This is a genomic window from Paenirhodobacter enshiensis (assembly GCF_000740785.1).
GTDB classification, from domain to species: domain Bacteria; phylum Pseudomonadota; class Alphaproteobacteria; order Rhodobacterales; family Rhodobacteraceae; genus Rhodobacter; species Rhodobacter enshiensis.
This window is the reverse complement of record NZ_JFZB01000022.1, coordinates 41,562-56,682: the sequence shown is the minus strand read 5'-3', so window position 1 is coordinate 56,682 and position 15,121 is coordinate 41,562. Positions and strand designations below refer to the sequence as shown.

Genomic DNA, 15,121 nt, shown 5'->3' with positions numbered 1-15,121 from the left:
CGCCGCGAATGGAAACCCGCTTCGGGAGAAACCCGGGGCGCGGATCGACACACGAATTGGCCCGAGGGGCCGCATGACTTGCAAGACGCAACAATCCCCGTCCGCCTCGCGATGTCAACCCGCAAAGGCTTTCGGTCGCGCAGCCGTGTCCGTGCCTGCGGCCCCCCGGGGGATCAGCGCTCCGTGTGCCGCTGGCCGAGGTAGGCCCGAAGCACCGGCGGCGGGGCGTTGAGCAACGCCTCCGTCGGTTGCGGCGGCAAGGCGCGCCCCTCGGCGACGAGGATCGTCTCGGGGCAGAGTGCGCGGGCATCGGCGGGATCGTGGCTGACCATCAGGACGGTGGTGCCCTTTTCGGCGGCCATCCCGGCGACCAGCGCCAGCATCTCGTCCTTCAGTGCCGGGCCGAGCGCGGCGAAAGGCTCGTCGAGCAGCAGCATCGGCCGGCCGCGCAGCAGCGCGCGCGCCAGCGCCACCCGCGATTGCTGCCCGCCCGACAGCTCGGCCGGGCGGCGCGCCGCCATCCCGGCGAGGCCCACCTTGTCGAGCACGCCCCCGATCCGCACCTTGTCCCCGGCCGACAGCCGCAGCCGCGGGTCGATCCCGAGGCCGAGGTTCTGCCCGACCGTCAGATGCGGAAACAGGTTCTGGTCCTGAAACAGGATCGACAGCGGGCGTTCGCCCGGCGGCAGCGCGCCGATGTCGGTGCCCGCCCACAGGATGCGCCCGGCGCTGGGCGGCAGGAAGCCCGCGATCGCCGACAGCAGCGTCGTTTTGCCCGCGCCCGAGGGACCGATCAGCGCGACCCGCGCACCGGCCGGGATGGCGAGCGTCGCGCTCAGCCGGAAGTCGCCCTGACGCAACTCCAGCCCCTCCAGTTGCAGCCCCGCGAATTTAGGCCCGTCACATGTCATCTGAACGCCGTCCGATCCGGTCGAGACCATAGAACAACCCGAGCGTGATCGCGGTCAGCACCGTTGCCGCCCCCGCCGCCAGGTTCTGGTGATAAGAGCCCATCATCGCATAGATCGCCATCGGCAGGGTCTGCTGATGGCCGTCCGAAAACAGCGTGATCACCCCGAGATCGCCCATCGAGAACGCCGCCGCCAGCCCCGCCGCGAAGCCGAGCGGCCGGGCGAGCCGCGGCAGCGTCAGAAACCGCAGCCGCGCCCAGCTCCGCAGCCCGAGCGAAGCCGCGAGCCGGTCGTAATCCGCGGCCAGCCGTTTCGCCTCGGGCAGCAGGACGCGCAGCGCGAAGGGCAGGCTCATCAACGCGTTGGCGATCAGCGTCACCGGCAAAGCCAGCATGGCGGGCGGGGCGAGCGGGCGCAGCACGATGAACAGCCCGGTTCCGAAGACGAGCGACGACACCGCCATCGGCAGCATCCCCGCAGCTTCGGCCCATTTCCTGCCCGCCGTGGCGAGGGTGAGCGCGAGCGCCACCGTCAGCACGGTGGACCCCGCCGCCACCGCAAGCGACACCGCCGTCGCGTGCCAGACCGAGGCCGGAAGGCGCGGGATCTGCCCCGCTCCGCCCGTCAGCACCGTCGCGAGCGGCACCAGCAGGAAGACCGCGATCAGCGCGATCACCGTCGCGTCCTTGGCCGTGCGCAGGCGGCCCGTCGGGATCAGCCGCTCGCCCGCCCGGTCGAGGCCCGCTCCGAAGGCCGGCGGCGCCGTCACCGCCGCCGCGAGGCCGAGCGCGATCAGCGTTACCGCCACCTGAGCGAGCGCCAGCGCCGCCGCCCGGCCAAGATCGGCGTCATAGCGGAACGCCTGAAAGATCGCGAGTTCGAGCGTCGTCGCCCGCGGCCCGCCGCCGAGGATCAGCGCCACCGCGAAAGAGGTCAGGCACACGAGGAAGATCGCCAGAAAGGCGCCGGGCAGCACCTGACGCAGCATCGGCCGCTCCAGATGGCGGGCCACCTCGGCCGGACCGAAGCCGAGAGAGGCGGCGAGGCGCATCCTCTCGGACGGGATCGCCTGCCAGCCGTGCAAGATCATGCGCACCGCGAGCGGCAGGTTGAAAAACACATGCGCGAGGATCACCCCATGCGCGCCATAGATCCCGACCGACGGCAGGCCGAGCGCGCCGAGCGCCTCGTTCACCAGCCCCTTGCGGCCGAACACCGTCAGCAGCGCCGTCACCGCGACGATCGAGGGCAGCACGAACGGCGCCCCCATCAGCGCGACCAGCGCGGTGCGTCCGGGAAACCGGCGCCGGTTCAGCGCCCGCGCCGCCGGCACCGCCAGCGCGCAGGACACCGCAGCCGAAACCGCCGCCTGCCACAGCGTGAACCACAGCGCTTCGAGATCGGCGGGCGAAGGGGCGCGCAGCCCCCCCGCCGTCATCGTGACCGCCCCAAGCGGCACGAGGATCAGGGCCGCGACGATCAGGGCGGCGCTTCCCCCGGCAAGGGGAAACGCCACCGGGATCCGGGCCTCGATCCGGGGGCCGCTCACTTGCGGAAGGCCTGACGCCATTCCTCGATCGCCGGAGCGCGCAGGGCCTCGGCCGCCTCGGGGGTGAGGAACAGGGTCTTCTCGGCCTTCGGCAGGGCCTCGAACTCGGGCGGCAGGAAGCCGGGCTTCATCACCGCCGGATAGGACCAGTTGCCGACGCCGATCATGCCCTGGAAGTCATCCGACAGCAGGTAATCCATGAACTTCTGCGCGAGCTCCGGGTGCTTCGTGCCCTTCAGCTGCGCGGCGGTCTCGGCGAGGAAATAGTTTCCCTCGGTGAAGATCGCGGCGGCCTTGGTGTCGTCCTTTTCCTCGATGATGTGATAGGCGGGCGAGGTGGTGAAGCTCAGCACCATGTCGGCCTCGCCCTTGGTGAAGAGCGAATAGGCCTCGGACCAGCCCGGCGCCACGGTCAGCACCTTCGGGGCGAGCTTCGCCCAGGCCTCGGGGGCCTTGTCGCCATAGACCGATTTCACCCACAGCAGCAGCGCCAGACCCGAGAGCGAGGTGCGCGGATCCTCGATGGCGATCTTGTAGGCGTCATCGGGGGCGTTCAGCAGATCGGCGAAGGATTTCGGCGGGTTCTTCACCTTGGTCTTGTCGTAGACGAAGGCGGTCTCGGACCAGTCGAAGGGCAGGAAGGTGTCGTCGGTCCAGGCGACCGGCAGGGTCAGGCGCGACAGATCCTCGCGATGGGGCGCGAACAGGCCGGTGTCCTTCGCGCGCTGCATCACGTCGGCGGTGAAGCCCACCACCACATCGGCCGGGGTCTTGTCGCCCTCGAGCAGGATGCGCGGCAGCACGTCGACGCCCACGACCTTGACGTCGCAGCCGCAGGTCTTCTCGAAGCCCTCGGCCATCTTCTGGCCCGGCCCCCATTCGCCGGCGAAATATTCCGGCGCATAGACCGTCAGGACGGGCTTTTCATCGGCCAGCGCGGGGGCGGCGGCCAGAAGAAATCCCGCAAGCATCAGAGTTTTTCTCATCGGTGTCTCCACTTCATTCGACTCTGGCCTGCAGGCGGAGCGGAGCCGGGGAGAGTTCCCGGATACCTTCCCTCCGCCGGCATTAACCGGTTCAGGTTCAACGGGTCCGCTTGCGCATCTCAGCCGGGGCGCGTGAAACGCCCCCCGGCACCCCGAGGTAGCGCAGACCATAGGCGATGGCGCCCTCCGTGCAAGGGGAAACCGCCTGTGGGAAACCGCTTGAGCGACGGCCCGCCCCCCGCTATGCGGGACACAAGATTGGAGGGCGCGCCCATGAGCTACAACACCTTCGGACATCTGTTTCGGGTCACCACCTGGGGCGAAAGCCACGGGCCCGCTCTGGGCGCGACGGTCGACGGCTGCCCGCCGGGCGTGGAGATCGACGAGGGCTTCCTGCAGGTCTTCCTCGACCGGCGCCGGCCCGGTCAGTCGAAGATGACCACCCAGCGGCAGGAGCCCGACCGGGTGAAGATCCTGTCGGGCGTGTTCGAGGGGCGCAGCACCGGCACGCCCATTCAGCTGATGATCGAGAACACCGATCAGCGCAGCCGCGATTATGGCGAGATCGCCCGGCAATTCCGTCCGGGGCACGCCGATGTCACCTACTGGCAGAAATACGGCATCCGCGACTATCGCGGCGGCGGGCGCTCCTCGGCGCGCGAGACGGCGGCGCGGGTCGCGGCGGGCGGGGTCGCGCAGGCGGTGCTGAAGGCCCTGGCGCCCGGGCTGCGGATCACCGGCTACATGGTGCAGATGGGCGAGAAGCACATCGACCCGGCCCGGTTCGACCGCGACGAGATCCTGAACAACCCGTTCTTCATCCCGGATGCGGCCGCGGTGACGGAATGGACCGACTATCTCGAGGCGATCCGCAAGGGTCAGAACTCGGTGGGCGCGATGATCGAGCTGGTGGTCGAAGGCTGCCCGCCCGGCCTCGGCGCGCCGATCTATGCCAAGATGGACAGCGAGCTTGCCGCCGCGATCATGACGATCAACGCGGTCAAGGGCGTCGAGTTCGGCGAGGGCATGGCGGCCGCGGCGCTGACCGGCACCGAGAACGCCGACGAGATGCGCATGGGCCCGGATGGGCCGGTCTATCTGTCGAACCATGCCGGCGGCATTCTGGGCGGCATCACCACCGGCCAGCCGATCGTGCTGCGCTTCGCGGTCAAGCCGACCTCCTCGATCCTGACGCCGCGCCGCTCGGTCGATGTGGCGGGCAACGAGGTCGAGGTGATCACCAAGGGCCGGCACGACCCCTGCGTCGGCATCCGCGCCGTGCCGGTGGCCGAGGCGATGGTGGCTTGCGTGATCCTCGATCAGCTGCTGATGGACCGCGGCCAGACCGGCGGCATCCGCGGCGAGATCGGCTGATTTCGCGTCCGCGCAGAGCGATGTGGCGCGCATGTGATCGCGCACCGCCTTGCCGAAACTGAACTGACGGGTTTATTCTCGACCGATCAGGCGGGGGGCGATATGGCCGAGGTGAAGGGCACTACGATCCGGCGCGGACGCAAGTTCGGGCAGGTTCTGGAAGGCGCGCGGATGGTCTTCCTGCGTGATGGCTATGAAGGTGCCTCGGTCGACGCGATCGCGCAGCAGGCCGGCGTGTCGAAGGCGACGCTTTACAGCTATTTCCCCGACAAGCGGCTGCTGTTTCTGGAAGCGAGCAAAAGCGAATGCGCCCGCCAGACCGAGGAGGCGCAGCAGACGCTCAGCCCCGAGACCCCGGCGCCCGAGATGCTGCGTTTCGTCGCGGAAAAGATCATCGAGTTCATCAGTTCCGACTTCGGTCAGGCGCTGTTTCGTATCGGCGTGGCGGAGGCAGCGCGCTTCCCCGAAATCGGGCGCGAGTTCTATCAGTCCGGCCCGATGTTGCTGCGCGAGCGGCTGGGGGAATATCTGCGTGCCGCCGCCGAACGCGGCGAGCTGGCGATCGGGGATTTCGATCTGGCGGCGGATCAGTTCGCGTCGCTGTGCTGCGCCGATATTCAGGACCGGCTGCTCTATGGTGTGAGCCGTCGCATCAGCAAGGCCGAGGCGAAACGGGTGATAGATGCGGCGCTGGAGATGTTTCTGGCGCGCTATGGGGTGCGCGCGGAGTGACCGGGCGGCTTGCCTGAAAGCGGTTTTCCCGTGGCGGCGCGCGTCGGGGGCTCTGCCCCCGCGCTGCGGCTGTGCCGCAGCTTCCCCCGGGATATTTATGGAAAGCCGAAAGGGTCAGAGGCGGCGCACTTTTGCCCCCTGACCGGCGCCTTCGATGGCGTAGCGATCAGGCAGTTGCTTGATGCAGGTTGGCCAGCGACCGTATTCTGAGATTCGAAAGTCGGGCGCTCGCCGGCGTGCTTCGGCATTGATCGCGTTCAGAGCGATGGTCGCTCCGGGTTTTGTCAGGACCAGAGCCAGAACGGCTTCGACGCTGTCAGCTTTCGCCGGCTTGGGCTGCTGCTTCGGCGATGGGGTGGGAGCGGCCGCCTCCTGAGGTTTTGGGGGCGCGGGTGTGGGCTGTGTCGGCGCGGTCGGCAGGGCGACTGATTTCCACGCTGCGGCGCGCAGCCGGGCGGGAACCTCGCCGGGGGCGATGCACAGCAGCGGGATGCGGCGTTCGCGCAGGTAAAGCGCGAGCGGCGCGTAATCCTGATCGCGCGACACGAGAACGATCCCCGCGGCCCCGCCGCGCAGCACCAGATCGAGCGCATCGACGGTCAGCGCGATATCGGTGGTGTTCTTGCCGCCGCCCGAATCGACGCAGCGCAGCCCCGGCACCATCCGCCAGCCCGGCACGCGGGCCGTATCGGCATGAACCCGCATCACCGGCAGCTCCCCGGCGGTGCGGGCGACCTCCATGATCTTCGGGAAGTCATCTGGTGAGACGTGATCGCCGTCGATCAGCAGGGCGAAGGAGGGGGCGGGAACGCTTTCGGACATCATCGGGGGGACTCGTTAACAAGAAGATGCGTTGAAACAGGGAAGCGTGGGGAAACAGGGAAGCGTGGGGAAACAGGAGCGTGCCGGCGGCGTCGCGGAAATTGCGGGTCGCCGGTGTCGGGGTCAGTCCGGCGCCAGCATGTAGCCGAGGCCGCGCACGGTCTGCAGATAGCGCGGCTCGCGCGGGTCGGGCTCGATCTTGCGGCGCAGGCGGGTGATCTGCACGTCGATGGCGCGGTCGCCCGTCGCCTCCTCGCCGCTCGCCGAGCGGTCGCGGCCGAGTTCGTCGATCAGATCGGTGCGGCTGACCACCTCGCCCGCGCGGGTGGCGAAGATGCGCATCAGCGCGGCCTCGGTCGCGGTCAGGCGCACGGCGCTGTCGCCCGACCACAGCTCGCCCCGGTCCTGATCGTAGCGCAGCGCGCCGAGTGTCAGGTATTTCGGCCCGGCCTGAACGCTTTCGGGCACCCGGCGCAGGATGGCGTTGATGCGCAGCAGCAGCTCCTTCGGCTCGAACGGTTTCGGCAGGTAGTCGTCGGCGCCGGCCTCCAGCCCCTCGATCCGCTCATGGGTCTCGCCGCGCGCGGTCAGCAGCAGGATCGGCGTGTGCAGACGGTGCGCCCTGAGATCGCGGGTCAGGCTCAGCCCGTCCTCGCCCGGCATCATCACGTCGAGCACGATCATGTTGAACTCGAGCCCCGCCAGCAGCCGCCGCGCATGGGCCGCGTCGCGCGCAGCCGTCACCAGAAAGCCGTTCCGCATCAGGAACTTCTGCAACAGGCTGCGGATCCGCTCGTCATCGTCGACGATCAGCAGATGCGGCGCGTTCTGGGCGGCGACCATCAGACGTTGTCCTTCAGCATCTGGTAATGGCGGCGCATGTCCGGGTCCATCATCGCCTCCAGCACCTGACGGAAGCCCGCCACGGCCTGCGGCCCGGCCGAGCGATAGGCGGCACGCATCCGCTCGCGCTGCGCGCCGGAGAGTTCGCGCTCCAGCACCTCGCCGCGCTCGGTCAGATACAGGTGGCGGGCGCGCTTGTCGCGCTTGCCGATGCGGCTCTCGACCAGGCCGTCCTCGATCAGCGTGCGCAGCACCCGGTTCAGCGATTGCTTGGTCACGCCGAGAACCGACAGCAACGTCGTCACCGTCAGGCCCTGTTCGCGGTTGATGAAGTGGATGGCGCGGTGATGCGCCCGGCCATAGCCGTATTTTTCCAGGATCCGGTCCGGGTCCGAGGTGAAGCCGCGATAGGCGAAGAACATCGCCTCGATGCCGCGCCGCAGCTGTTCGTCGGTCAGGAAGAGCAGGGATTCGCCGCCCTGGGTGCCGCTGTCTGCCATGAAGTCCTCTTGCGTTCAGGCGATTTTAGGGCAGCGGTTCTGACTTTCCAAGCGTTGATCCGGTGCGAGGACGCGGTTTGACACCGCCCGTGGGGCGACTAGACTGCGCGCCAACACGAGGAGCCCCCGAATGTCCGAAACGGCCGCGACCGGCTATCAGGTTCTTGCCCGGAAATACCGCCCTGCGACCTTCGCCGATCTGATCGGGCAGGAGGACATGGTCCGCACGCTGAAGAACGCCTTCGCGGCCGACCGGATCGCGCAGGCCTTCATCCTCACCGGCATCCGCGGCACCGGCAAGACCACCACCGCGCGCATCGTCGCCAAGGGGCTGAACTGCATCGGCGCCGACGGCAAGGGCGGGCCGACGACCGAACCCTGCGGTGTGTGCGAGCATTGCCGCGCCATCTCCGAAGGGCGCCATGTCGACGTGATCGAGATGGACGGCGCGTCGCAGACCAAGGTCGACGACATCCGTAACAACGTGCTCGACAGCGTGCATTACGCGCCCACCTCGGCGCGCTACAAGGTCTACATCATCGACGAAGTGCACATGCTGTCGAACTCGGCGTTCAACGCGCTGCTCAAGACGCTGGAAGAGCCGCCGGCGCATGTGAAATTCATCTTCGCCACCACCGAGATCCGCAAGGTTCCGGTCACCGTGCTGTCGCGCTGCCAGCGGTTCGACCTGCGCCGGATCGAGCCCGAGGTGATGATGGCCCATCTGGCGAAGATCGCGGGGCTGGAAGGCGCGCAGATCGCGATGGATGCGCTCGCGCTCATCACCCGCGCGGCCGAGGGCTCGGTGCGCGATGCGATGTCGCTGCTCGATCAGGCGATCGCGCATGGCGCGGGCGAGACGACGGCCGATCAGGTGCGTGCGATGCTCGGCCTCGCCGACCGGGGGCGGGTGCTCGATCTGTTCGACATGGTGCTGAAGGGCGATGCGGCCGGCGCCCTCGACGAGCTGTCGCGGCAATATTCCGACGGTGCCGATCCCATCGCGGTGCTGCGCGATCTGGCCGAGATCACCCATTGGGTTTCCGTCATCAAGATCACGCCCGAGGCCGCCGAGGACCCGACCGTGCCCCCCGACGAGCGCACCCGCGGTCAGGCGCTGGCGGCGGCGATCCCGATGCGGGTGCTCAGCCGGCTGTGGCAGATGCTGCTCAAGGCGATCGAAGAGGTCTCGGCCGCGCCGAACGCGATGATGGCGGCCGAGATGGCGCTGATCCGCATGACCCATGTCGCCGATCTGCCCGACCCCGAGACGTTGTTGCGCAAGGTGCAGCAGGGGCTGGCCTCGGGGGCGGGGCGCGGTCCCGGTCAGGGCGGCGGCAGCGCCGGGGGGCCGACGGCCTGGGCGGGTGCGACGACGCGCGCAATGCTCGACGGTCCGCCGCTCAGCCGTGCAGCGGTGGGCGGGGCGACGCTGGCCGTGGCGCAGACCGCGGCCGCGCTCGCCCGATATGCGCGCTTCGAGGATGTGCTCGAACTGATCCACCGGATGCGCGACGTGAAACTCCTCGTCGATGTCGAACGCGGGGTGAAGCTCGTTCATTACGCGCCGGGCCGGATCGAATTCGAACCCGCGCCCGAGGCGCCACGCGACCTTGCCGCCACGCTCGCGCAGCGGCTGCAGGGCTGGACCGGCGCCCGCTGGGGCGTGTCGGTGGTCTCGGAAGGCGGCGCGCCGACCATCGCCGCGACCCGCGAGGCCGCGACCCGCGAAGCCGAGGCGGAGGCGCTCGAACGCAATGCCGTCGTGCAGGCGATCTTCGCGGCCTTCCCCGAGGCGAGCTTCGAGGAGATCGCCCTCGCGCGCGATCTGATGGCCGAACGCCAGGCCGAGGCCCTGCCCGAGGTCGAGGACGAATGGGACCCGTTCGAGGACGGCTGATCCCGCTCCCCCTTGTATCTTTCATCTTTCCACAAATATCCCGGGGGGAGGCTCGTCAGAGCCGGGGGGCAGAGCCCCCCTTCTTCCGCGACAGAAAACCGACCCAAGGAGACAGGCATGTTCAAGGGACTGGGCCAGCTCGGCGACATGGCGAAGATGATGAAAGCCGCACAGGACATGCAGGAACGCATGGCCCGGCTGCAGGACGATCTCGGCCGCATCGTCGTGACCGGCGAGGCGGGCGCGGGTCTCGTCACCGCCTCGGCCTCGGCGCGCGGCGAGCTGACGGGGCTGTCGATCGACCCTTCGATCCTCGTCGCCTCGGAAAAGGTCATGGTCGAGGATCTGATCCTCGCCGCGATCAAGGATGCGCAGGCCCGCGCCAGGACCCGCGCCGAGCAGGAGCAGCGCCGCCTGCTGAGCGAGATGGGCCTGCCCGCCGACATGCCGCTGCCGCCGGTCTGATCCAGCGATGTCGGACGCCGAAGGCGATATCGAGGCACTGATCCGCCTGATGGCGCGACTGCCGGGGTTCGGGCCGCGCTCGGCCCGGCGTGCGGTGCTGCATCTGCTGCGCAAGCGCGACGGGCTGATGGCACCGCTCGGCGAGATGATGAGCCATGTCGCCGAAACCGTGCACGATTGCCCGGTCTGCGGCAATGTCACCCTGGCCGAGACCTGCGCGATCTGCGCCGACCCCGCCCGCGCCGGGCGCGAAATCTGCGTGGTCGAGGATGTCGCGGCACTCTGGGCGATGGAGCGCGGCGGCTCCTTCGGCGGGCGCTATCACGTGCTCGGCGGCGTGCTCAGCGCGCTCGACGCCATCGGCCCCGAAGAACTCGGCATTCCGAAACTGCTCGAACGCGTGCGCGGCGAGGGGGTGTCGGAGGTGATCCTCGCCCTCAATGCCACGGTCGACGGCCAGACCACGGCGCATTACATCGCCGAGGCGCTCGACGGCAGCGGGGTGCGGGTCACGTCTCTCGCGCAGGGCGTGCCGATCGGGGGCGAGCTCGATTACCTCGACGACGGGACGATCTCGGCGGCGCTGCGGGCGCGGCGGGCGTTCTGACGTCGGGTTTCGGGGCCAGATGCCGCCGGTTTCAGCGAAACCGCGCGCCCGGGGCCCGGAACGGGCGTGCAGGCGTTGATCTGAAAGCGGTGCGAAGGTATCACCGGAAAAACGAACACGAGGACATCGAGCAGCGATGAACCGGCTCTATCACGTCGCCCTTTCCCCCTTTTGCCGCAAGGTCCGCCTGACGCTGGCGGAAAAACGGATCGAGGTCGAGCTGGTCGAGGAGAAATACTGGGACCCGAGCCCGGATTTCCTGCGTCGCAATCCGGCCGGCAAGGTGCCGATCCTGAAGATCGACAACCGCTTCCTGCCGGAAAGCCAGGCGATCTGCGAATACATCGACGAGATCCATCCGACCCCGGCCCTGATGCCGCGCGACCGCGAGGCGCGCTACGAGGTGCGCCGTCTTTGCGCCTGGTTCGACGACAAGTTCAACGCCGAGGTCACCCGCAAGGTGATGGGCGAGCGGGTCTGGAAGAAGATCATGAAGAAGGGTTACCCCGACAGCAAGACCATCAAGGAAGGGCTGTCGGCGATCAAGTATCACCTCGATTACATGGGGTGGCTGCTCGATCAGCGCAGGTGGCTCGCCGGCGATCAGATGACGCTTGCCGATTTCGCGGCCGCCGCGCATCTGAGCTGTCTCGATTATATCTCGGACGTGGACTGGAACCGGCAGGCGGCGGTGAAGGACTGGTATGCCAAGATCAAGTCGCGGCCGGCGTTCCGGTCCTTGCTGCAAGACCAGCTGCCGGGGCTGCCGCCCGCGCCGCAATATGCCGAGCTGGATTTCTGATCCCGGCCGGGCGCGGGGGGCCGTCTGCCCCCCGGACCCCCCGAGGATATTTTCGGAAAGCCGAAAGGAACGGGCGTGCAGGATCTGAAGACACGCCTGATCGAGCGGGCCCTGGCCGAGGGGTTCTCGAAGGCGCGGGTGACGCGGCCCGATGCGATCCCCGAGGCGATGGGGCGGCTGCGTGCCTTTCTCGATGCCGGGATGCAGGGAGAGATGGGCTGGATGGCCGAGCGCGTGGCCTGGCGCGGCGATCCGGCGGCGCTGTGGCCCGAGGCGCGCTCGGTCGTGATGCTGGCCGAGGTCTATACCCCCGAGAGCGATCCGCGCGCCGCGACCCGGATGGCCGGGCATGGCGCGATCAGCGTCTATGCGCAGGGCAAGGATTATCATGATCTGGTGAAGCGCCGGCTGAAGCGGGTCGGGCGCTGGCTTCTGGATGCCGCGAAGGCCGAAGGGCTGGGCGAGGGGGCGGAGATCAAGGTCTTCGTCGATACCGCGCCGGTGATGGAAAAGCCTCTGGCTCAGGCGGCGGGGCTTGGTTGGCAGGGCAAGCATACCAACCTTCTGGCGCGCGATCTGGGCAACTGGTTCTTTCTCGGCGCGATCTTCACCACGCTCGATCTGGCGCCCGACGCGTCTGAGGTCAGCCATTGCGGCAACTGCCGGGCCTGCCTCGACGCCTGTCCGACGGGGGCGTTTCCGGCGCCCTATCGCCTCGATCCGCGGCGCTGCGTCTCTTATCTGACGATCGAGCATTCCGGCCCGGTCGATCCCGGGTTGCGGGCGCTGATGGGCAACCGGATCTACGGTTGCGACGATTGTCTTGCGGCCTGTCCGTGGAACAAGTTCGCCGCCGAGGCGCGCGAGATCGGCTATGCCGCGCGGCACGGGGCGCCGCCGCTCGCGGAGCTGGCGGTGCTGGACGATGCCGGATTTCGGGCACGTTTCGCCGGATCGCCGATCAAACGCATCGGGCGCGGGCGGATGGTGCGCAATGTCCTTTACGCCATCGGCAATTCGGGCGATGGGGGACTGCTGGCGCTGGCGCGCGGGCTGTGCGGGGACGCGGACCCGGTGGTGGCCGACGCCGCCCGCTGGGCCGTCGCGCGGCTGGCGCCGGACGCGGGCAAAGCGAACCACGGCATCGGAGACGCATGACATGACCCCGGACATCGTTCCCGCCCCTTCGGCCCTGCGCGGGATCGGTCTGAAGGTGGGATCGGTCGCGCTGTTCTGCGCGATGGCGGCGCTGCTGAAGGCGGTGTCGGACGAGGTGCCGGCGGGCGAGATGGTGTTCTTCCGTTCGGCCTTCGGGATCGTGCCGATTCTCGTCGCGCTGTGGGTCTCGGGCGAGCTGTTCGAGGGGCTGCGCACCAACCGTCCGATCCTGCATGTGCGACGCGGCGTGATGGGAACGGCCTCGATGGCGTTCAACTTCCTTGCGCTGGCCAATCTGCCGCTGCCGGAGGCGACGGTGCTCGGTTATGCGGCACCGATCCTCGTCGTGATCTTCGCCGCGCTGTTGCTGGGAGAGCGGATCCGTCTGGTGCGGATCTCGGCGGTGGTGCTGGGGATGATCGGGGTGCTCGTGGTGCTGTGGCCGCAGCTGGGGGGCGGGGGTGGCTCGGCCCGGGGGGCGGCCTATGCGCTGTGCTCGGCGACGCTCGGGGCGCTGGTGGCGATCCAGATCCGGATGATGGTGGGCACCGAGCGCGCCTCGGCCATCGTGTTCTGGTTCTCGCTGACGGCGACGGTGCTGTCCTTGCTGACGCTGCCCTTCGGCTGGGTGATGCCGACGCCCGCTCAGGCGCTGTGTCTGGTGCTGGCGGGGCTGGTCGGGGGGACGGCGCAGATCCTGATGACCTCGGCCTATCGCTATGCCGATGCCTCGCTGATCGCGCCGTTCGAATATGTCTCGATCCTGATCGCGCTGGTGCTGGGCTATGTGTTCTTCGCCGAGGTGCCGAGCTGGTGGACACTCGGCGGTTCGGCAATCGTCGTCACCGCCGGGGTGATCATCATCATGCGCGAGCGTCAGCTTGGCCATCGGCGGCAGGCGAACCGCCCGCTCGAGCACTGATTACCAGCCGGGGCGACGCGCCGGGCCCTGTTCCACGAGCGCCACATCCTGTTCGGTCTTCAGAAGCGCGCCGTGCAGCACCGGCAGCGGATGCGCCGGATCGCGGGCGAGCGCCTCGGCCGACAGCCCGGCCGCGACCAGCAGCCTGAGCCAGTCGAGCATCTCCGAGGTCGAGGGTTTCTTCTTCAGCCCGGGTGTCTGACGCAGGTCGAGGAACCGGGCGAGGGCCGCGCTCAGCAGCTGGTCTTCGAGGTCGGGGAAATGCACGCGGACGATGGCGCGGAGCGTCTCGGCATCGGGGAAGCGGATGTAGTGGAAGAAGCAGCGGCGCAGGAAGGCGTCGGGCAATTCCTTCTCGTTGTTCGAGGTGATGATGACCACCGGGCGGTGCCGGGCGCGGATGGTCTCGCCGGTCTCGTAGACGTGGAACTCCATCCGGTCGAGTTCCTGCAGCAGATCGTTCGGGAATTCGAGGTCGGCCTTGTCGATCTCGTCGATCAGCAGGACGGTGCGGGTCTCTGCCTCGAAGGCCTGCCACAGCTTGCCCTTGCGCAGGTAGTTGCGCACGTCCGACACCCTGGGATCGCCAAGCTGACTGTCGCGCAGCCGGCTGACGGCATCGTATTCGTAAAGCCCCTGCTGGGCGCGCGTCGTCGATTTCACCGTCCATTCGATCAGATCGAGCCCGAGCGCCGCCGCCACCTGCCGCGCGAGTTCGGTCTTGCCGGTGCCGGGCTCGCCCTTGACCAGAAGCGGGCGTTCCAGCGTCACCGCGGCATTCACCGCGACGATCAGCTCTTCCGGGGCGACATAGGATTCGGTCGACTGGAAACGCAAGGTTCTGTGCTCCGTTCATGTTGTGCCGCAAAACGTAGCGTTTCGCCGGATTCGCCGCAACCGCCGGCGGCAGCGACGTTGCGGGCGCGCCACAGTGTCGGAAAGCAGACGTGACAAGCCATGCCCCTTGCTATAAGGGGTGGCCCGAAAGAGTTGCCGGCATCGTTACCGCCGGCCCGACCGATGGGTGAAGCATGAGGGCAGACATGAAGGCCGAAATCTTCCTACCGGATGACTACCACCCCGCCGAGGACGAGCCGTTCATGAACGACCGTCAGCTCGAATATTTCCGGCGCAAGCTGCTTGCGTGGAAGGCGGAACTTCTCGAACAATCGGCCGAGACGCTGGAAGGGCTCGCGGAATCGGCGCGCAACGTCCCCGATCTGGCCGACCGCGCCAGCGAAGAGACGGACCGCGCGCTGGAATTGCGCACCCGCGACCGTCAGCGCAAGCTGGTCGCCAAGATCGACGCTGCGCTGCGCCGCATCGAGAATGGCGAATACGGCTATTGCGAGATCACCGGCGAGCCGATCAGCCTGAAGCGTCTCGATGCCCGTCCGATCGCCACGATGACCCTCGAGGCGCAGGAAAAGCACGAGCGCCGCGAGCGGATCCACCGCGACGACTGAGCCGCGGATCCCGTCGGGGAAGCGGCGCGGGGTTGATCCCGCGCAAGGACAATTCGCACCGGCGCCCTGATGGTGCCGGTGTTT

At 68.3% G+C, this 15,121-nt stretch carries 16 protein-coding genes and 1 riboswitch; of the genes, 9 read left to right on the top strand and 7 right to left on the bottom strand.

Annotated features, from left to right (window positions below):
- Nucleotides 1-173: 173 nt before the first annotated feature.
- Genes CG50_RS11135 through CG50_RS11125 form a run of 3 tightly spaced genes read right to left on the bottom strand, consistent with a single transcriptional unit; the run spans nt 174 to nt 3,446 of the window.
- Nucleotides 174-911, bottom strand: coding sequence for a thiamine ABC transporter ATP-binding protein (locus tag CG50_RS11135; protein ID WP_036638271.1), 738 nt, complete (start codon nt 909-911; stop codon nt 174-176).
- A complete protein-coding gene (locus tag CG50_RS11130) occupies nt 901-2,460 on the bottom strand; it encodes an ABC transporter permease subunit (RefSeq protein WP_449295439.1) in 1,560 nt (519 codons plus the stop codon). Before CG50_RS11130 ends, CG50_RS11135 begins: the two co-directional genes overlap by 11 nt.
- On the bottom strand, nt 2,457-3,446 hold the full coding sequence (locus CG50_RS11125) for a thiamine ABC transporter substrate-binding protein (RefSeq protein WP_036638269.1): 990 nt from the start codon (nt 3,444-3,446) through the stop codon (nt 2,457-2,459). The genes CG50_RS11130 and CG50_RS11125 overlap by 4 nt, the downstream gene beginning before the upstream one ends.
- A gap of 51 nt (nt 3,447-3,497) precedes the next feature.
- Nucleotides 3,498-3,611: riboswitch (TPP riboswitch) on the bottom strand.
- Between the two features lie 108 nt (nt 3,612-3,719).
- Between CG50_RS11125 and aroC the strand changes: the two genes are divergently transcribed.
- Together aroC and CG50_RS11115 are read left to right on the top strand one after the other, a co-directional pair.
- The gene (gene aroC, locus CG50_RS11120; protein WP_036638266.1) at nt 3,720-4,820 is read left to right on the top strand and encodes a chorismate synthase; all 1,101 of its coding nucleotides are present in this window, start codon (nt 3,720-3,722) and stop codon (nt 4,818-4,820) included.
- A 102-nt stretch (nt 4,821-4,922) separates the two neighbouring features.
- Nucleotides 4,923-5,552, top strand: coding sequence for a TetR/AcrR family transcriptional regulator (locus CG50_RS11115; protein ID WP_036638351.1), 630 nt, complete (start codon nt 4,923-4,925; stop codon nt 5,550-5,552).
- 114 nt (nt 5,553-5,666) lie between these two features.
- On the opposite strand, the gene CG50_RS16255 is transcribed toward CG50_RS11115, so the two are convergent.
- From CG50_RS16255 to CG50_RS11100, 3 genes are all read right to left on the bottom strand, one after another.
- Entirely contained in the window at nt 5,667-6,377 is a 711-nt protein-coding gene (locus CG50_RS16255) for an NYN domain-containing protein (RefSeq protein ID WP_051909921.1), read from the bottom strand.
- 120 nt (nt 6,378-6,497) lie between these two features.
- A complete protein-coding gene (locus CG50_RS11105) occupies nt 6,498-7,217 on the bottom strand; it encodes a response regulator (RefSeq protein ID WP_036638264.1) in 720 nt (239 codons plus the stop codon).
- Nucleotides 7,217-7,717: a MarR family winged helix-turn-helix transcriptional regulator gene (locus CG50_RS11100; protein ID WP_036638262.1), complete on the bottom strand. Its 501-nt coding sequence runs from the start codon at nt 7,715-7,717 to the stop codon at nt 7,217-7,219. Before CG50_RS11100 ends, CG50_RS11105 begins: the two co-directional genes overlap by 1 nt.
- 130 nt (nt 7,718-7,847) lie before the next feature.
- On the opposite strand from CG50_RS11100, the gene CG50_RS11095 reads away from it, so the two are divergent.
- The 6 genes from CG50_RS11095 to CG50_RS11070 all read left to right on the top strand — a co-directional run bounded on the left by CG50_RS11095 (nt 7,848) and on the right by CG50_RS11070 (nt 13,571).
- Nucleotides 7,848-9,617, top strand: coding sequence for a DNA polymerase III subunit gamma/tau (locus tag CG50_RS11095; protein ID WP_036638255.1), 1,770 nt, complete (start codon nt 7,848-7,850; stop codon nt 9,615-9,617).
- Between the two features lie 117 nt (nt 9,618-9,734).
- The gene (locus CG50_RS11090) at nt 9,735-10,082 is read left to right on the top strand and encodes a YbaB/EbfC family nucleoid-associated protein (protein WP_036638252.1); all 348 of its coding nucleotides are present in this window, start codon (nt 9,735-9,737) and stop codon (nt 10,080-10,082) included.
- 7 nt (nt 10,083-10,089) lie between these two features.
- Nucleotides 10,090-10,689 (top strand): recombination mediator RecR, encoded by a 600-nt coding sequence (gene recR, locus CG50_RS11085; RefSeq protein ID WP_036638249.1) that lies wholly within the window; start codon nt 10,090-10,092, stop codon nt 10,687-10,689.
- A 136-nt stretch (nt 10,690-10,825) separates the two neighbouring features.
- Nucleotides 10,826-11,491 carry an FtsZ-binding protein FzlA gene (gene fzlA, locus CG50_RS11080; protein WP_036638242.1) on the top strand — a complete coding sequence of 222 codons (666 nt, stop codon included), beginning with the start codon at nt 10,826-10,828 and terminating at the stop codon, nt 11,489-11,491.
- Between the two features lie 75 nt (nt 11,492-11,566).
- The gene (queG, locus tag CG50_RS11075) at nt 11,567-12,649 is read left to right on the top strand and encodes a tRNA epoxyqueuosine(34) reductase QueG (protein WP_051909919.1); all 1,083 of its coding nucleotides are present in this window, start codon (nt 11,567-11,569) and stop codon (nt 12,647-12,649) included.
- 1 nt (nt 12,650) lies between these two features.
- On the top strand, nt 12,651-13,571 hold the full coding sequence (locus CG50_RS11070; protein WP_036638241.1) for a DMT family transporter: 921 nt from the start codon (nt 12,651-12,653) through the stop codon (nt 13,569-13,571).
- Here the strand turns inward: CG50_RS11070 and CG50_RS11065 are convergent, their stop codons facing one another.
- Nucleotides 13,572-14,408 (bottom strand): AAA family ATPase, encoded by an 837-nt coding sequence (locus tag CG50_RS11065; RefSeq protein ID WP_036638240.1) that lies wholly within the window; start codon nt 14,406-14,408, stop codon nt 13,572-13,574.
- 206 nt (nt 14,409-14,614) lie between these two features.
- On the opposite strand from CG50_RS11065, the gene dksA reads away from it, so the two are divergent.
- Nucleotides 14,615-15,037, top strand: coding sequence for an RNA polymerase-binding protein DksA (dksA, locus tag CG50_RS11060; RefSeq protein ID WP_036638238.1), 423 nt, complete (start codon nt 14,615-14,617; stop codon nt 15,035-15,037).
- Nucleotides 15,038-15,121 lie beyond the last annotated feature (84 nt).

Coding starts and splice junctions, on each gene's coding strand:
- CG50_RS11135 (WP_036638271.1), bottom strand. CDS start 911: ATGACATGTGACGGGCCTAAATTCGCGGGGCTGCAACTGGAGGGGCTG.
- CG50_RS11125 (WP_036638269.1), bottom strand. CDS start 3,446: ATGAGAAAAACTCTGATGCTTGCGGGATTTCTTCTGGCCGCCGCCCCC.
- aroC (WP_036638266.1), top strand. CDS start 3,720: ATGAGCTACAACACCTTCGGACATCTGTTTCGGGTCACCACCTGGGGC.
- CG50_RS11115 (WP_036638351.1), top strand. CDS start 4,923: ATGGCCGAGGTGAAGGGCACTACGATCCGGCGCGGACGCAAGTTCGGG.
- CG50_RS16255 (WP_051909921.1), bottom strand. CDS start 6,377: ATGATGTCCGAAAGCGTTCCCGCCCCCTCCTTCGCCCTGCTGATCGAC.
- CG50_RS11105 (WP_036638264.1), bottom strand. CDS start 7,217: ATGGTCGCCGCCCAGAACGCGCCGCATCTGCTGATCGTCGACGATGAC.
- CG50_RS11100 (WP_036638262.1), bottom strand. CDS start 7,717: ATGGCAGACAGCGGCACCCAGGGCGGCGAATCCCTGCTCTTCCTGACC.
- CG50_RS11095 (WP_036638255.1), top strand. CDS start 7,848: ATGTCCGAAACGGCCGCGACCGGCTATCAGGTTCTTGCCCGGAAATAC.
- CG50_RS11090 (WP_036638252.1), top strand. CDS start 9,735: ATGTTCAAGGGACTGGGCCAGCTCGGCGACATGGCGAAGATGATGAAA.
- recR (WP_036638249.1), top strand. CDS start 10,090: ATGTCGGACGCCGAAGGCGATATCGAGGCACTGATCCGCCTGATGGCG.
- fzlA (WP_036638242.1), top strand. CDS start 10,826: ATGAACCGGCTCTATCACGTCGCCCTTTCCCCCTTTTGCCGCAAGGTC.
- CG50_RS11070 (WP_036638241.1), top strand. CDS start 12,651: ATGACCCCGGACATCGTTCCCGCCCCTTCGGCCCTGCGCGGGATCGGT.
- dksA (WP_036638238.1), top strand. CDS start 14,615: ATGAAGGCCGAAATCTTCCTACCGGATGACTACCACCCCGCCGAGGAC.